This window comes from Pseudomonas sp. TNT3, assembly GCF_010095445.2.
Lineage (GTDB): Bacteria > Pseudomonadota > Gammaproteobacteria > Pseudomonadales > Pseudomonadaceae > Aquipseudomonas.
In genome coordinates, this window is the sequence record NZ_WFGV02000039.1 from 49581 (window position 1) to 64083 (window position 14503).

General features: G+C 58.5%; 18 protein-coding genes. 4 read left to right on the forward strand and 14 right to left on the reverse strand.

Annotated elements, in window-relative coordinates; genetic code table 11:
* Positions 1 to 181: 181 nt before the first annotated feature.
* The 11 genes from GBC55_RS21125 to GBC55_RS21175 form a co-directional block, all read right to left on the reverse strand.
* Positions 182 to 1465 (reverse strand): FAD-binding oxidoreductase, encoded by a 1284-nt coding sequence (locus GBC55_RS21125; protein ID WP_162439280.1) that lies wholly within the window; start codon positions 1463 to 1465, stop codon positions 182 to 184.
* A gap of 183 nt (positions 1466 to 1648) precedes the next feature.
* Positions 1649 to 2482 (reverse strand): transporter substrate-binding domain-containing protein, encoded by an 834-nt coding sequence (locus GBC55_RS21130; protein WP_162439281.1) that lies wholly within the window; start codon positions 2480 to 2482, stop codon positions 1649 to 1651.
* Between the two features lie 44 nt (positions 2483 to 2526).
* On the reverse strand, positions 2527 to 3255 hold the full coding sequence (locus GBC55_RS21135; RefSeq protein ID WP_162439296.1) for an amino acid ABC transporter ATP-binding protein: 729 nt from the start codon (positions 3253 to 3255) through the stop codon (positions 2527 to 2529).
* A 69-nt stretch (positions 3256 to 3324) separates the two neighbouring features.
* Positions 3325 to 4299 (reverse strand): amino acid ABC transporter permease, encoded by a 975-nt coding sequence (locus GBC55_RS21140; RefSeq protein ID WP_162439282.1) that lies wholly within the window; start codon positions 4297 to 4299, stop codon positions 3325 to 3327.
* A 153-nt stretch (positions 4300 to 4452) separates the two neighbouring features.
* Positions 4453 to 5703: an aspartate aminotransferase family protein gene (locus GBC55_RS21145; protein WP_162439283.1), complete on the reverse strand. Its 1251-nt coding sequence runs from the start codon at positions 5701 to 5703 to the stop codon at positions 4453 to 4455.
* Between the two features lie 235 nt (positions 5704 to 5938).
* Positions 5939 to 6277, reverse strand: coding sequence for a HopJ type III effector protein (locus GBC55_RS21150; protein ID WP_162439284.1), 339 nt, complete (start codon positions 6275 to 6277; stop codon positions 5939 to 5941).
* A complete protein-coding gene (locus tag GBC55_RS21155) occupies positions 6270 to 6566 on the reverse strand; it encodes a DUF1244 domain-containing protein (RefSeq protein WP_162439285.1) in 297 nt (98 codons plus the stop codon). Before GBC55_RS21155 ends, GBC55_RS21150 begins: the two co-directional genes overlap by 8 nt.
* Positions 6567 to 6634: 68 nt before the next feature.
* Complete coding sequence (folX, locus tag GBC55_RS21160; protein WP_162439286.1) at positions 6635 to 7006, reverse strand: dihydroneopterin triphosphate 2'-epimerase; 372 nt, start codon at positions 7004 to 7006, stop codon at positions 6635 to 6637.
* Between the two features lie 2 nt (positions 7007 to 7008).
* Entirely contained in the window at positions 7009 to 7584 is a 576-nt protein-coding gene (gene folE, locus GBC55_RS21165; RefSeq protein WP_162439287.1) for a GTP cyclohydrolase I FolE, read from the reverse strand.
* A gap of 20 nt (positions 7585 to 7604) precedes the next feature.
* Positions 7605 to 8315, reverse strand: a complete 711-nt coding sequence (gene folM, locus GBC55_RS21170; protein ID WP_162439288.1) for a dihydromonapterin reductase — start codon at positions 8313 to 8315, stop codon at positions 7605 to 7607.
* Between the two features lie 122 nt (positions 8316 to 8437).
* Entirely contained in the window at positions 8438 to 9007 is a 570-nt protein-coding gene (locus GBC55_RS21175; protein ID WP_162439289.1) for an antibiotic biosynthesis monooxygenase, read from the reverse strand.
* A 210-nt stretch (positions 9008 to 9217) separates the two neighbouring features.
* Between GBC55_RS21175 and GBC55_RS21180 the strand changes: the two genes are divergently transcribed.
* Complete coding sequence (locus tag GBC55_RS21180; RefSeq protein WP_162439290.1) at positions 9218 to 10177, forward strand: MerR family transcriptional regulator; 960 nt, start codon at positions 9218 to 9220, stop codon at positions 10175 to 10177.
* 15 nt (positions 10178 to 10192) lie between these two features.
* On the opposite strand, the gene GBC55_RS21185 is transcribed toward GBC55_RS21180, so the two are convergent.
* Positions 10193 to 10798, reverse strand: a complete 606-nt coding sequence (locus GBC55_RS21185) for a hypothetical protein (protein WP_162439291.1) — start codon at positions 10796 to 10798, stop codon at positions 10193 to 10195.
* 54 nt (positions 10799 to 10852) lie between these two features.
* Positions 10853 to 11329, reverse strand: a complete 477-nt coding sequence (locus GBC55_RS21190; RefSeq protein ID WP_162439292.1) for a PAS domain-containing protein — start codon at positions 11327 to 11329, stop codon at positions 10853 to 10855.
* Positions 11330 to 11430: 101 nt separating this feature from the next.
* Between GBC55_RS21190 and GBC55_RS21195 the strand changes: the two genes are divergently transcribed.
* The 3 genes from GBC55_RS21195 (at position 11431) to GBC55_RS21205 (ending at position 13673) form a co-directional block, all read left to right on the forward strand.
* A complete protein-coding gene (locus GBC55_RS21195) occupies positions 11431 to 11886 on the forward strand; it encodes a flavodoxin (RefSeq protein ID WP_162439293.1) in 456 nt (151 codons plus the stop codon).
* 102 nt (positions 11887 to 11988) lie between these two features.
* On the forward strand, positions 11989 to 12771 hold the full coding sequence (locus GBC55_RS21200) for a class II aldolase/adducin family protein (RefSeq protein WP_162439294.1): 783 nt from the start codon (positions 11989 to 11991) through the stop codon (positions 12769 to 12771).
* Positions 12771 to 13673 (forward strand): alpha/beta hydrolase, encoded by a 903-nt coding sequence (locus GBC55_RS21205; protein WP_162439295.1) that lies wholly within the window; start codon positions 12771 to 12773, stop codon positions 13671 to 13673. Before GBC55_RS21200 ends, GBC55_RS21205 begins: the two co-directional genes overlap by 1 nt.
* 650 nt (positions 13674 to 14323) lie before the next feature.
* Here the strand turns inward: GBC55_RS21205 and GBC55_RS21210 are convergent.
* Positions 14324 to 14503, reverse strand: a 180-nt coding sequence (locus tag GBC55_RS21210; protein ID WP_218576865.1) for a hypothetical protein, incomplete at its 5' end; no start/stop codon positions are given.

Below are 14503 nucleotides of genomic sequence, written 5' to 3' on the forward strand. Positions count from 1 at the left end.
GAATCCCTGTACCTACTGGCGAACCTGGAACCTTGTAGCAGCTGGCGAAGCCTGCGTTCGGCTGCGCAGCAGTCGTAAACAGTACGCCGCGGTCAGTCAGAAAAACCGTGAATGCAGATTTACGACTGCTTCGCAGCCGAACGCAGGCTTCGCCAGCTGCTACAGGGATAGGTGTTCGCCTTCAGCCTTTCAGCCTTTCCTGCACGAAGTCCATCACCTTCAACGACTGATAGATCGCATTTGCCGCCACCCGTCCAAACGGACCGCCATTCCAGTCCAGCAGGTACGGCTTGAACAGTTCATATCGCAAACTCTCCCCACACACCGCCTCGGCGATCACCCGGCCGCCGATCGAGCCGGTGTTCAAACCATGACCGCCAAACGAAGTGCACGCCCAGACGCCCGGTTCCAGCAAGCCCAGGTTAGGCATTTTGTTGGTGGAGTAACCCATCAGGCCGGACCAGGCGAGATCGATTTTCACCGAGGCTAACTGCGGGTACACCGCAACCATGTCCGCCTTGAGCATCGCCGCCAGGGCTTTCTCGTTCTGTTCATTGCGCGTGGTGATGCGGCCACCCCACAGCAAGCGGTCGCCTTCTACGACGCGGTAATAGTCCGACGCACGTCGGTCGTCAGAGAACGCAGCACCGGAGTCCAGCACCGTCTTGATCGAGTCACCCAGGTGTTCGGTCAGCACCACGTAGGTGGCGATAGGCAGGTAGGCGCGACTGAGTTTCTGCAGCTCCGGTCCCCCGTAGCCGCCGGCGCAGAACACCAGATCCTTGCAGCGCACACTGCCGCGCGCGGTCTTGACGATTTTGTCTGCACCTTCGCGCTGCCAGGCGAGCATCTTTGATTGTTCAAAAATCCTGCCGCCAGCTGCTTCAATGGCGAGGGCCAGGCCCAAACAATAATTCAGCGGGTGGAAATGCAGGGCGTTCGGATCTTCAACACCCTGGAAGTACCGCAGCGTGTGAGCCCGCTCGCGGACCTGGGCGGTGTCGAGGAAGTTGAGTTCATAGCCGAAGTCACGGCGCATGGTGTCGATGTGGTTTTTTATGCTGGCGCCATCGTCGTAGCGCTTGACCCGAATCGTACCGGCGGACGGCGCGCAGCCAGTCAGGGCCAGTTCCGTGATGTTGTGGCGGACGATTTCCACGCCTTCGACAGACATCTGGAACAGCGAACGTGCGTGTTCCAGCCCGAGTTTTTTACGGATCGCGCCAGACCCTTCCGCCCAGCCCGGCGACACCACGCCGCCATTGCGACCGGATGCACCCCAGGCCACCTGATGGGCTTCGAGGATGATCACGCGTTTGCCGCGTCGGGTCAGTTCCAGTGCGGCGGTGAGGCCGGCGATCCCCGCGCCGATGATGCACACGTCGCAGGTTTCATCGGTGTTCAATTCGGACCTGGCCGCGCGGGGCAGCGAGGTTTGGGAATACCAGGTGTTGGGAAAGGACATGGTCGATCCTTGAGAAAGTACCGCTCAAATGTCAGAGCGGACCTTGTGGCGAGGGGATTTATCCCCGTTGGGCTGCGGAGCGGCCCCGGCATTTCCAGCGTTAAAACGTATTTACGACTGCTTCGCAGCCGAACGGGGATGAATCCCCTCGCCACAGGGCTCGCTCCTACAGGGGCAAAGTGATTACTTAATAGTCGAGTAATCCACGCCATACCACTTGTTCGACAGCTTGGTCAGCGTGCCGTCCTTGTGCATTTCGCCGATGATTTCACCGAGCTTGGCCTTCAACTCCGGATCACCCTTGTCGGTGGCAACGGCCAGTGGCTCGTAGAACGCGACATCGTTGTCGACGGCGCGCAGCGGGTAGCCCTTCTTGACGGCGGCGTCCAGCGTGCTGCGTTGCGTGAGAATGGCGTCCAGGCGTGCGCCGTCGCCCAGGCGCAGATCGTCCAGCGGTCCGACGGAACCGGCGTAGGTCTTCATTTTTTCTGTTTTCACGTCGTAGACAACAGGCGGCACATCCGTGGTTTCAATGGCCAGCGCCTGGCTGAAATAATCCTCGGACGTGGTGCCACCTTCGACGCCGATGGTTTTGCCATTGAGCGCCTTGTGGTCAGTGACCTTGGATTTGTCATGCACCGCAAAGACGTAAGGCACGTAGTAATAGGTGCCCGGGAAATCAAGAATGCGCGCGCGACTTTTGGTTGCGGTCATCGAACCCACGGACATGTCCCAGCGACCGTTCCACTTGCCGGCGGTGATCACGTCCCAGTCGGGCGTGATGAACTTGACCTCGACCCCGAGACGCTTGGCGATCTCCTTGGAAACGTCGATGTCAAAACCGTCGATTTCATTTTTGTCGTTGATAAAGCCCTGAGGAGGCCAGGTCGCCGACGTGGCGACGGTCATGGTTTTACTGCTCTGAATCTTGTCCAGCACTGCGCCCGCGTTGGCGGCACCAACGAACAACAGCGACAGTGCGGCGGTGAGGGTGATTACGCGTTTACTTCTGACCATGTCCATCTCCATGTCTCGTTATTGTTATGAGGGCAAAGCGGTCTTCAGTGGCCGATGATCTGCGACAGGAATTTCTGCGCGCGTTCGGTCTGTGGGTTATTGAAAAATTCGGCAGGGGTCGCTTGTTCGATGACCTGACCCTGGTCCATGAACAGCACGCGATCGGCGACCTTGCTGGCGAAACCCATTTCGTGGGTCACGCAAATCATGGTCATGCCATCGGTAGCCAGTTCGCCCATCACGTCCAGCACTTCGTGGACCATTTCCGGGTCGAGGGCAGAGGTCGGTTCATCAAACAGCATCACTTTGGGATTCATGCACAGGGCGCGGGCAATCGCCACCCGCTGTTGCTGGCCCCCGGACAACTGCGACGGGTATTTGTCGGCGTGTTCGGCGATCCGCACGCGCTCCAGGTAGACCTGGGCGCGTTTTTTCGCTTCCGCGCTCGACACGCCTTGCACCAGTTGTGGCGCCAGGGTCAGGTTGTCCATCACGCTCAAATGCGGAAACAGGTTGAAGCTCTGGAACACCATCCCGATCTCACTGCGCACGGCGCTGACGCTTTCTGCCTCGCTGGTGAGGGTGATGCCGTTGACCTGAATGTGGCCTTTCTGGAAATTCTCCAGATGGTTGATGCAGCGGATCATCGTCGACTTGCCCGAACCCGACGGCCCGCACACCACCAGGATTTCGCCGGTGGCCACGGTCAGGTCGACATCGCGCAACGCGTGGAAATTGCCGTACCACTTGTTCAGGCCAGAGATGGAAATCATCGCAGGGCTGGCTAACGCAGGGGAAGCCAGGTCGAGTCGCTCAGCGGTATTGGTTCGAGTCATCACACATCAACCCCTTGCCGTGGATCGATTGACCCGTTTTTCGATTCGCGCCTGCACCCGTTCGAGGATGAACGACAGCGCCCAGTAGATCATCGCGGCAGTGATCAACATTTCCAGGTGGCGGAAGTCCGCACGGCCCTGGGTCTTGGCCAGGTACATCAACTCCCAGACGCCGATCACCGACACCAGGGAACTGTCCTTGAGCATGGCGATGAACTGGTTGCCGGTGGGCGGGATGATCACGCGCAAGGCCTGGGGCATGATCACCCGGCTCAACGTTTTGAACGGGCTGATGTTCAGGGCCCGGGACGCTTCCCACTGGCCGACCGGAATGCTCTGGATGCCCGCCCGGAAAATCTCGGTCATGTAGGCGCCGTAGCACAGCGACAGGGCGAGGATGCCGGCGGGCACCGCGTCGACGACGTAGCCCAGTTGCGGCAGGCCGAGGTAGATCAGGTAAATCTGTATCAGCAGCGGCACACCGCGAAAGAACGAGGTGTAGAACGAGGCGAGGGCATTGGCCAGGCCGTTGCTCGACAGCTTGGCGACCGCGCCGATCAGCGCCAGGACGAAAGCAATCACGATCGCGACGGCTGAGATGTACAGCGTGGTGGCGGCACCCTGGATGATCAGGAAACCGATCTTGTCGAGAATGAAGCTGTAGGAGAGGTCGAAGGTATCGAAGAACGCCAGGAAAAGGATCAGCAGTTCGACCCAGACGACGGTGGTCTGGACCTTGAACTTCAATCGTCCGAGGACGTGGAAGTTCAGTGTGCCGAGTACGGCAATGGCCAGGCCGATGGCGATGTTGCGAGCGGTCAGGCTGTCCGGGGTATCGCCCAACAGGGGCTGGAGAAAGTGGCTGAGGGCGCTGTTACCGAGATTCATCAGGTAGGCGCCCAGGAAAAGCACTACGGCTACGCCGAGCAGGAACTGTGGATCATTGGACTTTTTCTTATAAATTATATTGTCGTGATACATGACTGCCTCAGCTGATAGGTGGTGATGATCTCGCTTGATAGAGGGGGGCGTTGGCTAATCCGATTGGTCGGTCGCCTCCGAGTATTGCGATGCATTTTCAGGGACTGCAAGCGAACATAATTCGCTATGTCAGTCCCTGAGCTCATTTTGCTATCAGCGCAGTTTCGCCAGGCACCGCTCGAGGATGTCCAGGCCTTCCTCCAGCACGGCGGCTTCTGTGGTCAGCGGCGCCAGCAAACGAATGATGTGGCGCGACTTGCCGCTTGGCATCAGCAGCAGGCCGGCGTCCCGGGCCATGACCAGTAGCTGAGTCAACTGGGCCGATGCCGGTGAGCCATCGGCATTGATCAGTTCGATTCCCCGCATCGCACCGACCCCGGTCAAGCGACCCAGGTAGGGGGAAAGCGTGTTGGCGCGCCAGGATTCGTAGCGGCTGACGATGGCTTCTTCCTGTTGCGAGCCCCAGGCCTGCAGGTTCGCATCGGTCATCTCGTCCAGGGTCGCCAGCGCGGCGGCGCAGGCGATCGGATTACCGGAATAGGTCCCGCCCAGTCCGCCCTTGGGCAATGTGTCGAGCAACGTCTTGCGCCCGACCACCGCACCCAGTGGTAGGCCGCCGGCGATACTTTTGGCGAGCAGGATCAGGTCCGGCTCGATACCCAGGCGCGAAAACGCGAAGCGCTGTCCGGTACGACCGAAGCCGGACTGGATTTCATCGGCGATCAACACAATGCCTTTCTCATCACAGAAACGTCTCAGCGCCTGGGCAAACTCCACGTCCATCGCCAAAAAGCCCGCTTCACCCTGCACCGGCTCGACGATAAAGCACGCCACATCCTCGACATCGATTTCGACGCTGAACAGACGGTCCATGGCTTTCAGGGCCTCGGCGCAGGTCACGCCGTTGTCCTTGCTCGGGAAGGGCAGGTGATACACCGGGCCAGGCAGCACGCCGACTTTCTGTTTGTAGGGTGCGACTTTGCCGTTGAGGTTGAGGGTGGCCAGGGTGCGGCCGTGGAAGGCGCCGTCGAAGGCGATCACCGCGGTACGACCGGTGGCGCCGCGCACGATCTTGAGGGCGTTTTCCGCGGCTTCCGCGCCGCTGTTGGTGAGCATGCCGCTGACCGGATAGCCCACGGGAATAAACGCCGTCAGACGCTCCATCAATTCAATGTAGGGCGAATGAGGGGCGGCATTGAACGCATAGTGAGTCAGCCGGGTGGCCTGTTCGCGAATGGCGTCGACGATGCGCGGGTGGCAATGGCCGAGGTTAAGCACGCCAATGCCGCCGACAAAGTCGATGTAACGCTTGCCCTCGGTATCCCAGACCTCGGCATTTTTGCCGTGGCTGAGGGTGACGGGATGGACGATGTTGATCGACTGGCTGATGGATTCGCTGCTCATGTATGACCGACTCTGAAGAAGGGATGCTTCTTTTTATCTAAGCCGTGAGCAGCGGTACCCGGCAAACGAAATAAAGTTGCCGGATCAATCTTAAAAGTCGGGAAGTGGGTTGAGAGATGAATTATTAAAGATCAAAAGATCGCAGCCTCGTTTCACTCGACAGCTCCTACAGGAAATGCGCGATCCCCTGTAGGAGCTGTCGAGTGAAACGAGGCTGCGATCTTGTGATGTCGAATCAGCGGCGGGTCAGTGGCTGCGCGGTGAACTTCACACCTGCCAGACCATGGGCAATCAACGCCCGAATATTGCCGTGGTCGCTACCCTCAGGCGTCGCAACCACCGAACGGTAATGCTCGCCGAACGCCAACAGGGCTTCTTCATCGCTCAAGCCTTCCAGCAGCGCCATGCCCAGGGTCTTGCACGATCCTTCGTTCTGCCCGGCAGCGTTCTCCACGCCACCGTTGTTGAACGCCTGGGGCTGATAGTCGTAACCGGCGGATATGAAGGACAGGGTGTCGGCAAAAACGTGTTCGCCGCTGTTGAGGCTGGCGCGCAGGGTGTTCAGATCACTCATGGGGTTTTCCTTTGGCAAACGCCGCGTGTTGTTCGGCGCTGGCTTCTTGCTGGTATTGGGCTTTCCACTCGGCGTACGGCATGCCGTAGACGACTTCACGGGCGTCATCGAGGCTGACATCGATCTGGCGTTCGTCCGCTGCAGCCTTGTACCACTTGGACAGGCAATTACGGCAGAAACCGGAGAGGTTCATCAGGTCGATGTTCTGCACATCCTTGCGGCTATCAAGGTGGGCGACCAGCCGGCGGAAGGCGGCGGCTTCAAGTTCGAGGCGTTGTTGCTCGGTCATGATGGGCTCTGGGCTACTGATTCGTGCGCGGAATGATAAAAGTCTGGCGAACAATGCGCCAGACGCGGTCAGCGACTTGCCGCCAGCGTAATCGACACTGACTCGGCGAAACGCAAGGCGTGGGGCTTGTCGACTTCGACCTCGGCGTACAGCACCGACTCGTTGACCATGATCAGATCGAGAATTTCCTGGGTCAGGCGTTCGAGCAGGGCAAAGCGGTTGCCCTCCACGTGAGCGATGATCGCTTTGGTGATGGTGCGGTAGTTCAGCGCGTGATCGATATCGTTGTCACGCACCGCTTCCTGGGCCGCGTACAGGATGGTCAGATTGATCAGTACGTCTTGCTTGTTGAGGATCTCGTCCTCGTTGATTCCGATGAAGGTGCGCAGACACAGGTCCTTGACCCGGATGCGTGCCATTCCTGGCTGAAGTTGTGGCATTGCTACTTGCTCCGTCCAATCAATTGCAGGAATTCCTGGCGGGTATTGCTTGAGTCGCGGAAGGCGCCAAGCATCACCGAGGTGTTCATGGTTGAATTCTGTTTCTCGACGCCGCGCATCATCATGCACATGTGCTTCGCTTCAATGACCACTGCAACGCCGGCGGCGTTGGTCACCTGTTGCACTGCGTCGGCGATTTGCCGGGTCAGGTTTTCCTGGATTTGCAGGCGACGGGCGAACATGTCCACCAGCCGCGCGATTTTCGACAGGCCCAGCACCTTGCCTGTAGGAATATAAGCCACATGGGCCTTACCGATGAAGGGCAACAGGTGATGCTCGCACAACGAATACAGCTCGATATCGGCAACGATGATCATCTCATCGGTGTCCGAGGCGAACAGCGCACCGTTGACGATCTCTTCGACACTTTGCTCGTAACCATGACAGAGGTACTGCATGGCCTTGGCGGCGCGTAGGGGTGTATCTCGCAGGCCTTCGCGTTCGGGGTTTTCGCCAAGACCGATGAGGATCTCGCGATAGCTCTCGGACAGGCAGTTCCGGGGCAGGGATAACGTCATGGTAGATCCTCGCGGGGCACTTACTTGAGGTGCCTTCCGCCATTGACGGTCAGGGTCGTGCCGGTGACATAAGGGTTGTCGAGCAGATAGCGCAGGCTTTGGTAGATCACGTCGCTGCCGGGTTCGATGCCCAGCGCGGACTTTGCCAGCGCCTTGGCGCGGTACGCCGCGTCGTCGTCAGGGTTGAACAGTAGCAGGGCCGGCGCGATACCGTTGACCTTGATTGCCGGCGCGTACTTTGCGGCGAAGGACAGCGTCAGGCTGTCGAGCCCGGCTTTGCTGGCGCAATAGCCAATATGCTTGCTGCTGCCCTTGCGTGTCACGTCATCGCTGATGTGCACGATGTCGGCGGGGCTTGAACGCTGGAGCAAGTCGACACAATGCAGGTTGATCAGGTATGGCGCCAGCATGTGAACGTTAAACATCCGGCTGAAGGCCACTGCGTCGGTGTCCGGGGTTTCGGCGAGCCATTCGGAGGCGTTGTGAATAATTGCCCGCAGGCAGTCGGTATGGGTTTTCAGTTCGGCGATGAACGCGAGGATGCCGGCTTCGCTGGAGAAATCCGCGAACACGGCCGTCGCGCCCAAGTCGCGCAAGGCCTGTACGCCTGGGCGTTCACTGCGGAAAGTGAAGATTACCGCGTGGCCGTCTTCGAGCAAGCGCCGGGCACAGTGCAGGCCAACACGCTGACCTGCGCCGGTAATGAGAATAGGAGCTTCGGAAGAGGTCATGAACGGCTCGCATCGCGGTGAGAGCAAAACTATACCAGCGACGAGGCAAGTCCACCCCTGTCCCGTATGCGCAAAGCTTGCTCACGATAGCCGTTCCGCTTCAGCACCCGATGCCGAAAGGCTCAATGATTTTGCGTTGAGGTTTTCACGGACAAAGGTCGCGCCGGTGTGTTGTTCAGCCAGCCGGCCAGCAAACGGGTCGACAACGGAATGAAGAGGTAAACCATCAACGGCGTCAGGCACAGCGTGCTGATGAACACTCGCGGCAACAGGCTCATCTCGCCGAGCAACGGTCCCACTGCATAGTTGAACAGCAATGAAACCGGGAAGAACGCCAGCCAGATCGCCACCGCTTGTTTCCAGCGAGGCGGACGGGCGCCGACGGCACCAAACCAGCCTTCGATACCACTGACTCGATGCTCCGTGGGATGGGCGAACAAGTCGCTGCCGCGCTCAAGCCAGGCGGTGCGCGAGGCGGAGTGCTCCCATGCGTGCATGGTCTGCTCGTTTTCGAAGCGGAAGATGATCTGGAATTCGTTATCGCCGGGCGGCGGAGCAAGCACGCCTGAACCGAGATAACCCTGGAAGTCGGTGGCCAGCTGTTCGCCTTCGCGTAGCCAGGCCATCAGGTCCTGATAGCGGCCATCGGCGACGCGGCGCGCAACCATCAGCGTGACGGGTGAGGTAGACATCATGTATCTCCGTAAGACAAATGCGTCACTCCGGGTAGGAGTTTCGCCAGACTCAGCACCGGGGTATTGGGCTGCGCCTTGAAACAAGCAAGGATTATTCCTGATTCTGGATATTTCGCCAGTGTCTTTCATCGCTCATCAATGGCTTGGAAAGTCAGGGGCCTGGAGGAGTAGACTACGTTCGATATCGAACATGGAAGTGAACGCCAAATGCCTGCACACACTGACATTGCACCCGATGCGTTGCACGCGCGCTCATTGGAACAGGAAGAGTTGTTCCCTATTCGTGAAGTCGCACGCCTGACCGGCATCAACCCGGTCACTCTACGCGCCTGGGAGCGTCGCTATGGCCTGATTCAACCAACGCGCACCGAAAGCGGGCATCGGCTGTACTCGATGTCCGATATCGAAAAGGTTCGCAGCATCCTCGGCTGGATCGAACGCGGCGTTGCGGTCAGCAAGGTCGGCAAGATCCTGGCCAGGACCGAACCCCTTCAGGTGCTCGCGAAAATCATTCCGGATGAACTGGTACAGGCCGATTACATTCAGTGGCAACAGCAAGTCCAGGCCGCGGTGAGTGCGTTTGACGAAGTGAAGCTCGAGCAGGTTTATGGGCAGATTTTCTCCAGTTACCCGCTTACGGTGGTCTTCCAGGACATCCTGATCCCGCTCTGGAAGCAACTGTTAAGGCGCCATGAGGCATTCGGTCAGACCAGCGAGTGGCTTTTTCTGGATGGTTTTCTTCGTTCCCGAGTGTTGCAACGGCTGCTGCTGGTGCGTGTGCTGCAACCGCGTCGGGTCATTGTGTGTGCCTTGGATGAGCAGGTCCGCGAACTCGATGTGCTGATCACGGCGCTGTATCTCAGCCATGTCGACTCGGCGATGCAGTTGCTGTCGATCGGTCAACCATTCGATGAACTGACGCTTGTCTGCGAAAGGGTAAAACCCCAGGCGCTGATCCTGGTGTCCAATCACGCCCCCGCTGCTGATTTGGCCCGTCGTCTGAACCGTCTGGTCCTGAGCCTGGATTGTCAATTGTTGCTGGCCGGTGATGCATCGGACCTGGCGCAGGAAAGCCTGGCCGGGTCGTCGGTCGGGTGTCTGGGTAATGAGGGGGCCGTGATGCGCCAGCGCTTGAAGCAGTTTCTGGCGGGTAATCTGGATACTTGATCGAACGATGCAGGATCAGAGATGCAGGGCGGGGTGAGTCAGCCGATGCTGTTGAAGGATGAACTGGCGCAGGCGCTCGGTTTCGTCTTTGTCGCTCTGGCTCAACTGATAAGCGAAGAAGCCATTCTCGGTTTCTCGCTCAAACGTGCCGCGCAACGCGATTCGTTCATAGCCTGAGGGGCTGAACCACAGCGAAAAATGCTTTGGCGGTTTGGTCTTGTTGCGCACTTCCAGCAAAATCCCTTTGAACGACACCTCATGCACCCACATCGTGCCGGGCTGGCCGTTGGCATTTTCCAGGGCCACCGGCTCCTCAAGGACCAGGCGCCACGGCCGGACCATGGGGCCATCTTCATAGATGCTGGGTACACCCAGGCGCAAATGCAGCGCGTGAAATTCGTCTTCCACCAGGTGCAGCGGAAAGGTCATTTGCTGATTTTCGAAGTTGGCCTGGATGGTGACTTGCTCATTCGCAGCAAGGCGCGTGAGCAAATCACGGATTTGCGAACCACCGTTAACGAGCAGGCTCGACGTCGCATCCCGCATATTGAGCTGCGGGTTGTGTTGCATGGTCTGGATGAAATCCAGCTCATCCTGGGTCAGGAGCGCGTCGCGGTGCATGATCCACTCGAAGGATATAGTTACAAAGTCACTGGTGATTGTAGTTAATGACAATTATTTCGCGATTTTGTTTTGGCCATTCGTCGCATTTATTGCAGCAAGCTGCGCCTGGACCTCGGCGAGCTGCGCTTCCAGCTGCGCTACACGCTGCTGCGCTTTGACCTGGACGCTCACATCTTTCTGTACACCCACGAAATAGGTCATCCCGTCGCTTGGATTTTTTACTGTAGAAAGCGACAGTTCATTCCAGAATGGTGTGCCGTCCTTGCGATAATTGCGCAGGATTTCCCGGCAAGACCCGCCGCTTTTCAATGTCTGGCGAATGATTTCAATGGCTTGCTGGTCACGGTCTCCTGACTGCAGAAAGCGGCAATCCTGATAAAGGATTTCTTCGCTGGTGTACCCGGTCAGCCGTTCGAAGGCCGGGTTCACGTAAATCAGGATGTTGTCCTGCTCACCTTCCTTCTCGGCAATGACGATACCGTCGTTGGAGGCGTTGATGACCAGTTGAAGCAGCTGTGCGTTGATCATTGAAGAATCCCTTCCTTTTTGATGACTAGCCGCATTCTAAAAGAACATTGCCAAGGCTGCTGTTAACATCCCGTTTTTTTATTCAGTACAGGATCAGATTGATGAAAGTCGCCATCCTTTCCGGCTCGGTGTACGGCACGGCTGAAGAAGTCGCCCGCCACGCTGCAGGTATTTTGAAAGCCGCGGGCCATGACGCCTGGTACAACCCTCGCGCCAGCCTGGCCGATGTCCAGGCCTTTGGCCCCGACGCTTTTCTGGCGGTGACGTCGACCACCGGCATGGGCGAGCTGCCCGATAATCTTCAGCCCTTGTACTTCGCCATCCGCGACCAGTTGCCGGCAGCCTGGCGTGGTTTGCCGGGGGCGGTGATCGGCCTGGGAGACGCCAGTTACGGCGATACGTTCTGCGGCGGTGGCGAGATGATGCGCGAACTGTTCGGCGAATTGGGCATTCGCGAAGTGCTGCCGATGCTGCGTCTGGATGCCAGCGAAAGTGTGACCCCCGAAACCGACGCCGAGCCTTGGCTGGGGGAACTGGTCGACGCATTGCGTAACTGACTCGCACGGCCATCAAGCTGGCTGCCAATGCAACTACGCGAACCTCGGGGGCTGACTAGACTGCTGACACGTGCAAAACAATAAGAACAGGAGTTCCTTGTCGTGAGCGTAGCCCCCGTCCAGTCCCCCCCTAACGTCAAAGAACAGGTCAGCGCTGCCGAGTGGCAGACTCGCGTCGATCTGGCTGCCTGCTATCGGTTGGTCGCCCAGCATGGCTGGGATGATCTGATCTTCACGCACATCTCGGCCAAGGTGCCCGGCACTGAAGACTTCCTGATCAACCCGTATGGGCTGATGTTCCACGAGATCACTGCATCGAGTCTGGTCAAGGTCGATCAGGCCGGGAACAAGCTGATGGACAGCCCCTACGAGATAAACCCGGCGGGATACACCATCCACAGCGCCGTGCATGAAGTTCGTCACGATGTTGTCTGTGTCTTGCACACCCACACGGCCGCCGGTGTCGCGGTGTCGGCGCAGAAGCAAGGCATTTTGCCGATCAGCCAACAGTCGTTGTTTGTCCTGTCCAGCCTGGCCTATCACGCCTACGAAGGTGTTGCGCTCAACCATGAAGAGAAAGCGCGGCTGCAGTCCGATCTGGGTGAAAGCAACTTCATGATGCTGCACAACCACGGGCTGATGACGTGCGGCAGCAGTATCGCTGACACCTTCCTGATGATGTTCATCTTCCAGCGCGCCTGCGACATCCAGGTGCTGGCGCAAAATGGTGGTGCCGAACTCATCGCCATCCAGCCGCAGATTCTGGCGGGGGCCAAGGCAATGATTGCAGGCGTCACCAAAAGTGCTCAAGGGATGGGTGGCGCACTGGCCTGGCCAGCGTTGCTACGCAAACTCGATCAACAAGACCCGGGTTATAAACTCTAATGCCACTCGCCGAGATTCCCCTGTGTGTCTGGCGCAAACGCGGCCAGACGTTTGATTTCCGTGGCCAATCCATTCGTTACTGGACGGCGGGGCAGGGTGAGCCGTTATTGCTCATCCATGGCTTTCCGACTGCCAGCTGGGACTGGCATTACCTGTGGCAGCCGTTGGCGCAGCGTTATCGGGTGATTGCGTGCGACATGCTCGGTTTCGGCGATTCGGCAAAACCGGCGAACCACGAATACAGCCTGTTGGAGCAGGCCGATTTGCAGCAGGCACTGCTGGCGCACTTGAGCGTCAAGCAACCGGTGCACCTGCTGGCTCACGATTATGGCGACAGCGTTGCTCAGGAACTGTTGGCCCGGCACTACGAAACGGGCATTGATCTGGCCAGCTGCGTGTTCCTCAATGGCGGCCTGTTTCCCGAAACCCATCGGCCGATACTCATGCAGAAGCTGTTGCTCAGCCCCTTGGGCTGGATGATCGGTCGCGCCTTTTCCCGGGATAGTCTGGTGAAGAGTTTTCGACAGATCTTCGGTCCACAGAGTCGACCCAGCGAAAGCGAGATGGATGATTTCTGGAGCCTGATCGACACGAATCGCGGGCCACGGATCATGCACAAATTGATCAGCTACATTCCAGAGCGACGGGCGCAGCGAGATCGCTGGGTCACTGCGATGCAGCGCAATGAAGTGCCGGTGCGGGTGATCGACGGTGAAGCCGACCCGATTTCCGGCGGGCACATGGTCGAGCGCTATCGGGAGCTGATTCCAGACCCTGACACGGTGCTGTTGTCCGGTATCGGTCATTACCCGCAGATCGAGGCGCCTGCGCAGGTGCTCAAGCATTACCTGGATTTTCGCGACAACCTGGTTTCACCGACGCGCAAAGTGGCGTGTTCCTGAAAAGATCGCGGCCTCTATTCACTCTGTAGTTTTCCTGATGGACCCGGATCAAATTGTAGGAGTGAGCCTGCTCGCGATGGCGGTCTGATCGGCAACGGATTTTTTGCTGGTGTACATATCCATTCCTGCGGTTACGGCGGCTTCACCTGTGGGAGCCGAGCTTGCTCGCGATGGCGGCCTGATCGGCGGTGAGATTCTTGCTGGTGTACATATCCATTCCTGGGGTAACGGCTTCTATTGGTTTCGCCCTTACGGCGAGTCACTTTGAAAAGCGCAAAGTAACCAAAGCGCTCTTGCCCCTTTCGTCCGGTGCCTCGCCTGGGCTCGGCATTCCCTCGCTCCGGTCCTGCTCCGTGGGCCCGCCGCGATCGGCCATCCATGGCCGTGCGCGGCTAACCCGGCATCCTTGCCGGGTTGCCCACTGCGCAGAACCTGCGCTCGGCCTGCCGAGGGGGCAAGAAGATCAAGATCAAAAGCCAAAGCGAGGCGGCCTGACAGCCGACCTGACTTTCGGAGCGTGCGCGTTCTCCTGTGGGAGCCGAGCTTGCTCGCGATGGCGGCCTGACAGTCGCGCATTTCTGGCGGGTGTTCCCATATCAACTGTGGGAGCTGGCTTGCCAGCGATGACGGTCTGACAGCCAACCCATATCTCATTGATCCACCCGGATCAAACTGTAGGAGCGAGCCTGCTCGCGATAGCGGTCTGATCGGCGGTGAGATTCTTGCTGGTGTACATATCCATTCCTGGGGTAACGGCTTCTATTGGTTTCGCCCTTACGGCGAGTCACTTTGAAAAGCGCAAAGTAACCAAAGCGCTCTTGCCCCTTTCG

Bases quoted from the DNA above. Each gene is read 5' to 3' on its own strand.
- GBC55_RS21125 (WP_162439280.1), bottom strand. From the start codon at position 1,465: ATGTCCTTTCCCAACACCTGGTATTCCCAAACCTCGCTGCCCCGCGCG.
- GBC55_RS21130 (WP_162439281.1), bottom strand. From the start codon at position 2,482: ATGGTCAGAAGTAAACGCGTAATCACCCTCACCGCCGCACTGTCGCTG.
- GBC55_RS21135 (WP_162439296.1), bottom strand. From the start codon at position 3,255: ATGATTTCCATCTCTGGCCTGAACAAGTGGTACGGCAATTTCCACGCG.
- GBC55_RS21140 (WP_162439282.1), bottom strand. From the start codon at position 4,299: ATGTATCACGACAATATAATTTATAAGAAAAAGTCCAATGATCCACAG.
- GBC55_RS21145 (WP_162439283.1), bottom strand. From the start codon at position 5,703: ATGAGCAGCGAATCCATCAGCCAGTCGATCAACATCGTCCATCCCGTC.
- GBC55_RS21150 (WP_162439284.1), bottom strand. From the start codon at position 6,277: ATGAGTGATCTGAACACCCTGCGCGCCAGCCTCAACAGCGGCGAACAC.
- GBC55_RS21155 (WP_162439285.1), bottom strand. From the start codon at position 6,566: ATGACCGAGCAACAACGCCTCGAACTTGAAGCCGCCGCCTTCCGCCGG.
- folX (WP_162439286.1), bottom strand. From the start codon at position 7,006: ATGCCACAACTTCAGCCAGGAATGGCACGCATCCGGGTCAAGGACCTG.
- folE (WP_162439287.1), bottom strand. From the start codon at position 7,584: ATGACGTTATCCCTGCCCCGGAACTGCCTGTCCGAGAGCTATCGCGAG.
- folM (WP_162439288.1), bottom strand. From the start codon at position 8,315: ATGACCTCTTCCGAAGCTCCTATTCTCATTACCGGCGCAGGTCAGCGT.
- GBC55_RS21175 (WP_162439289.1), bottom strand. From the start codon at position 9,007: ATGTCTACCTCACCCGTCACGCTGATGGTTGCGCGCCGCGTCGCCGAT.
- GBC55_RS21180 (WP_162439290.1), top strand. From the start codon at position 9,218: ATGCCTGCACACACTGACATTGCACCCGATGCGTTGCACGCGCGCTCA.
- GBC55_RS21185 (WP_162439291.1), bottom strand. From the start codon at position 10,798: ATGCACCGCGACGCGCTCCTGACCCAGGATGAGCTGGATTTCATCCAG.
- GBC55_RS21190 (WP_162439292.1), bottom strand. From the start codon at position 11,329: ATGATCAACGCACAGCTGCTTCAACTGGTCATCAACGCCTCCAACGAC.
- GBC55_RS21195 (WP_162439293.1), top strand. From the start codon at position 11,431: ATGAAAGTCGCCATCCTTTCCGGCTCGGTGTACGGCACGGCTGAAGAA.
- GBC55_RS21205 (WP_162439295.1), top strand. From the start codon at position 12,771: ATGCCACTCGCCGAGATTCCCCTGTGTGTCTGGCGCAAACGCGGCCAG.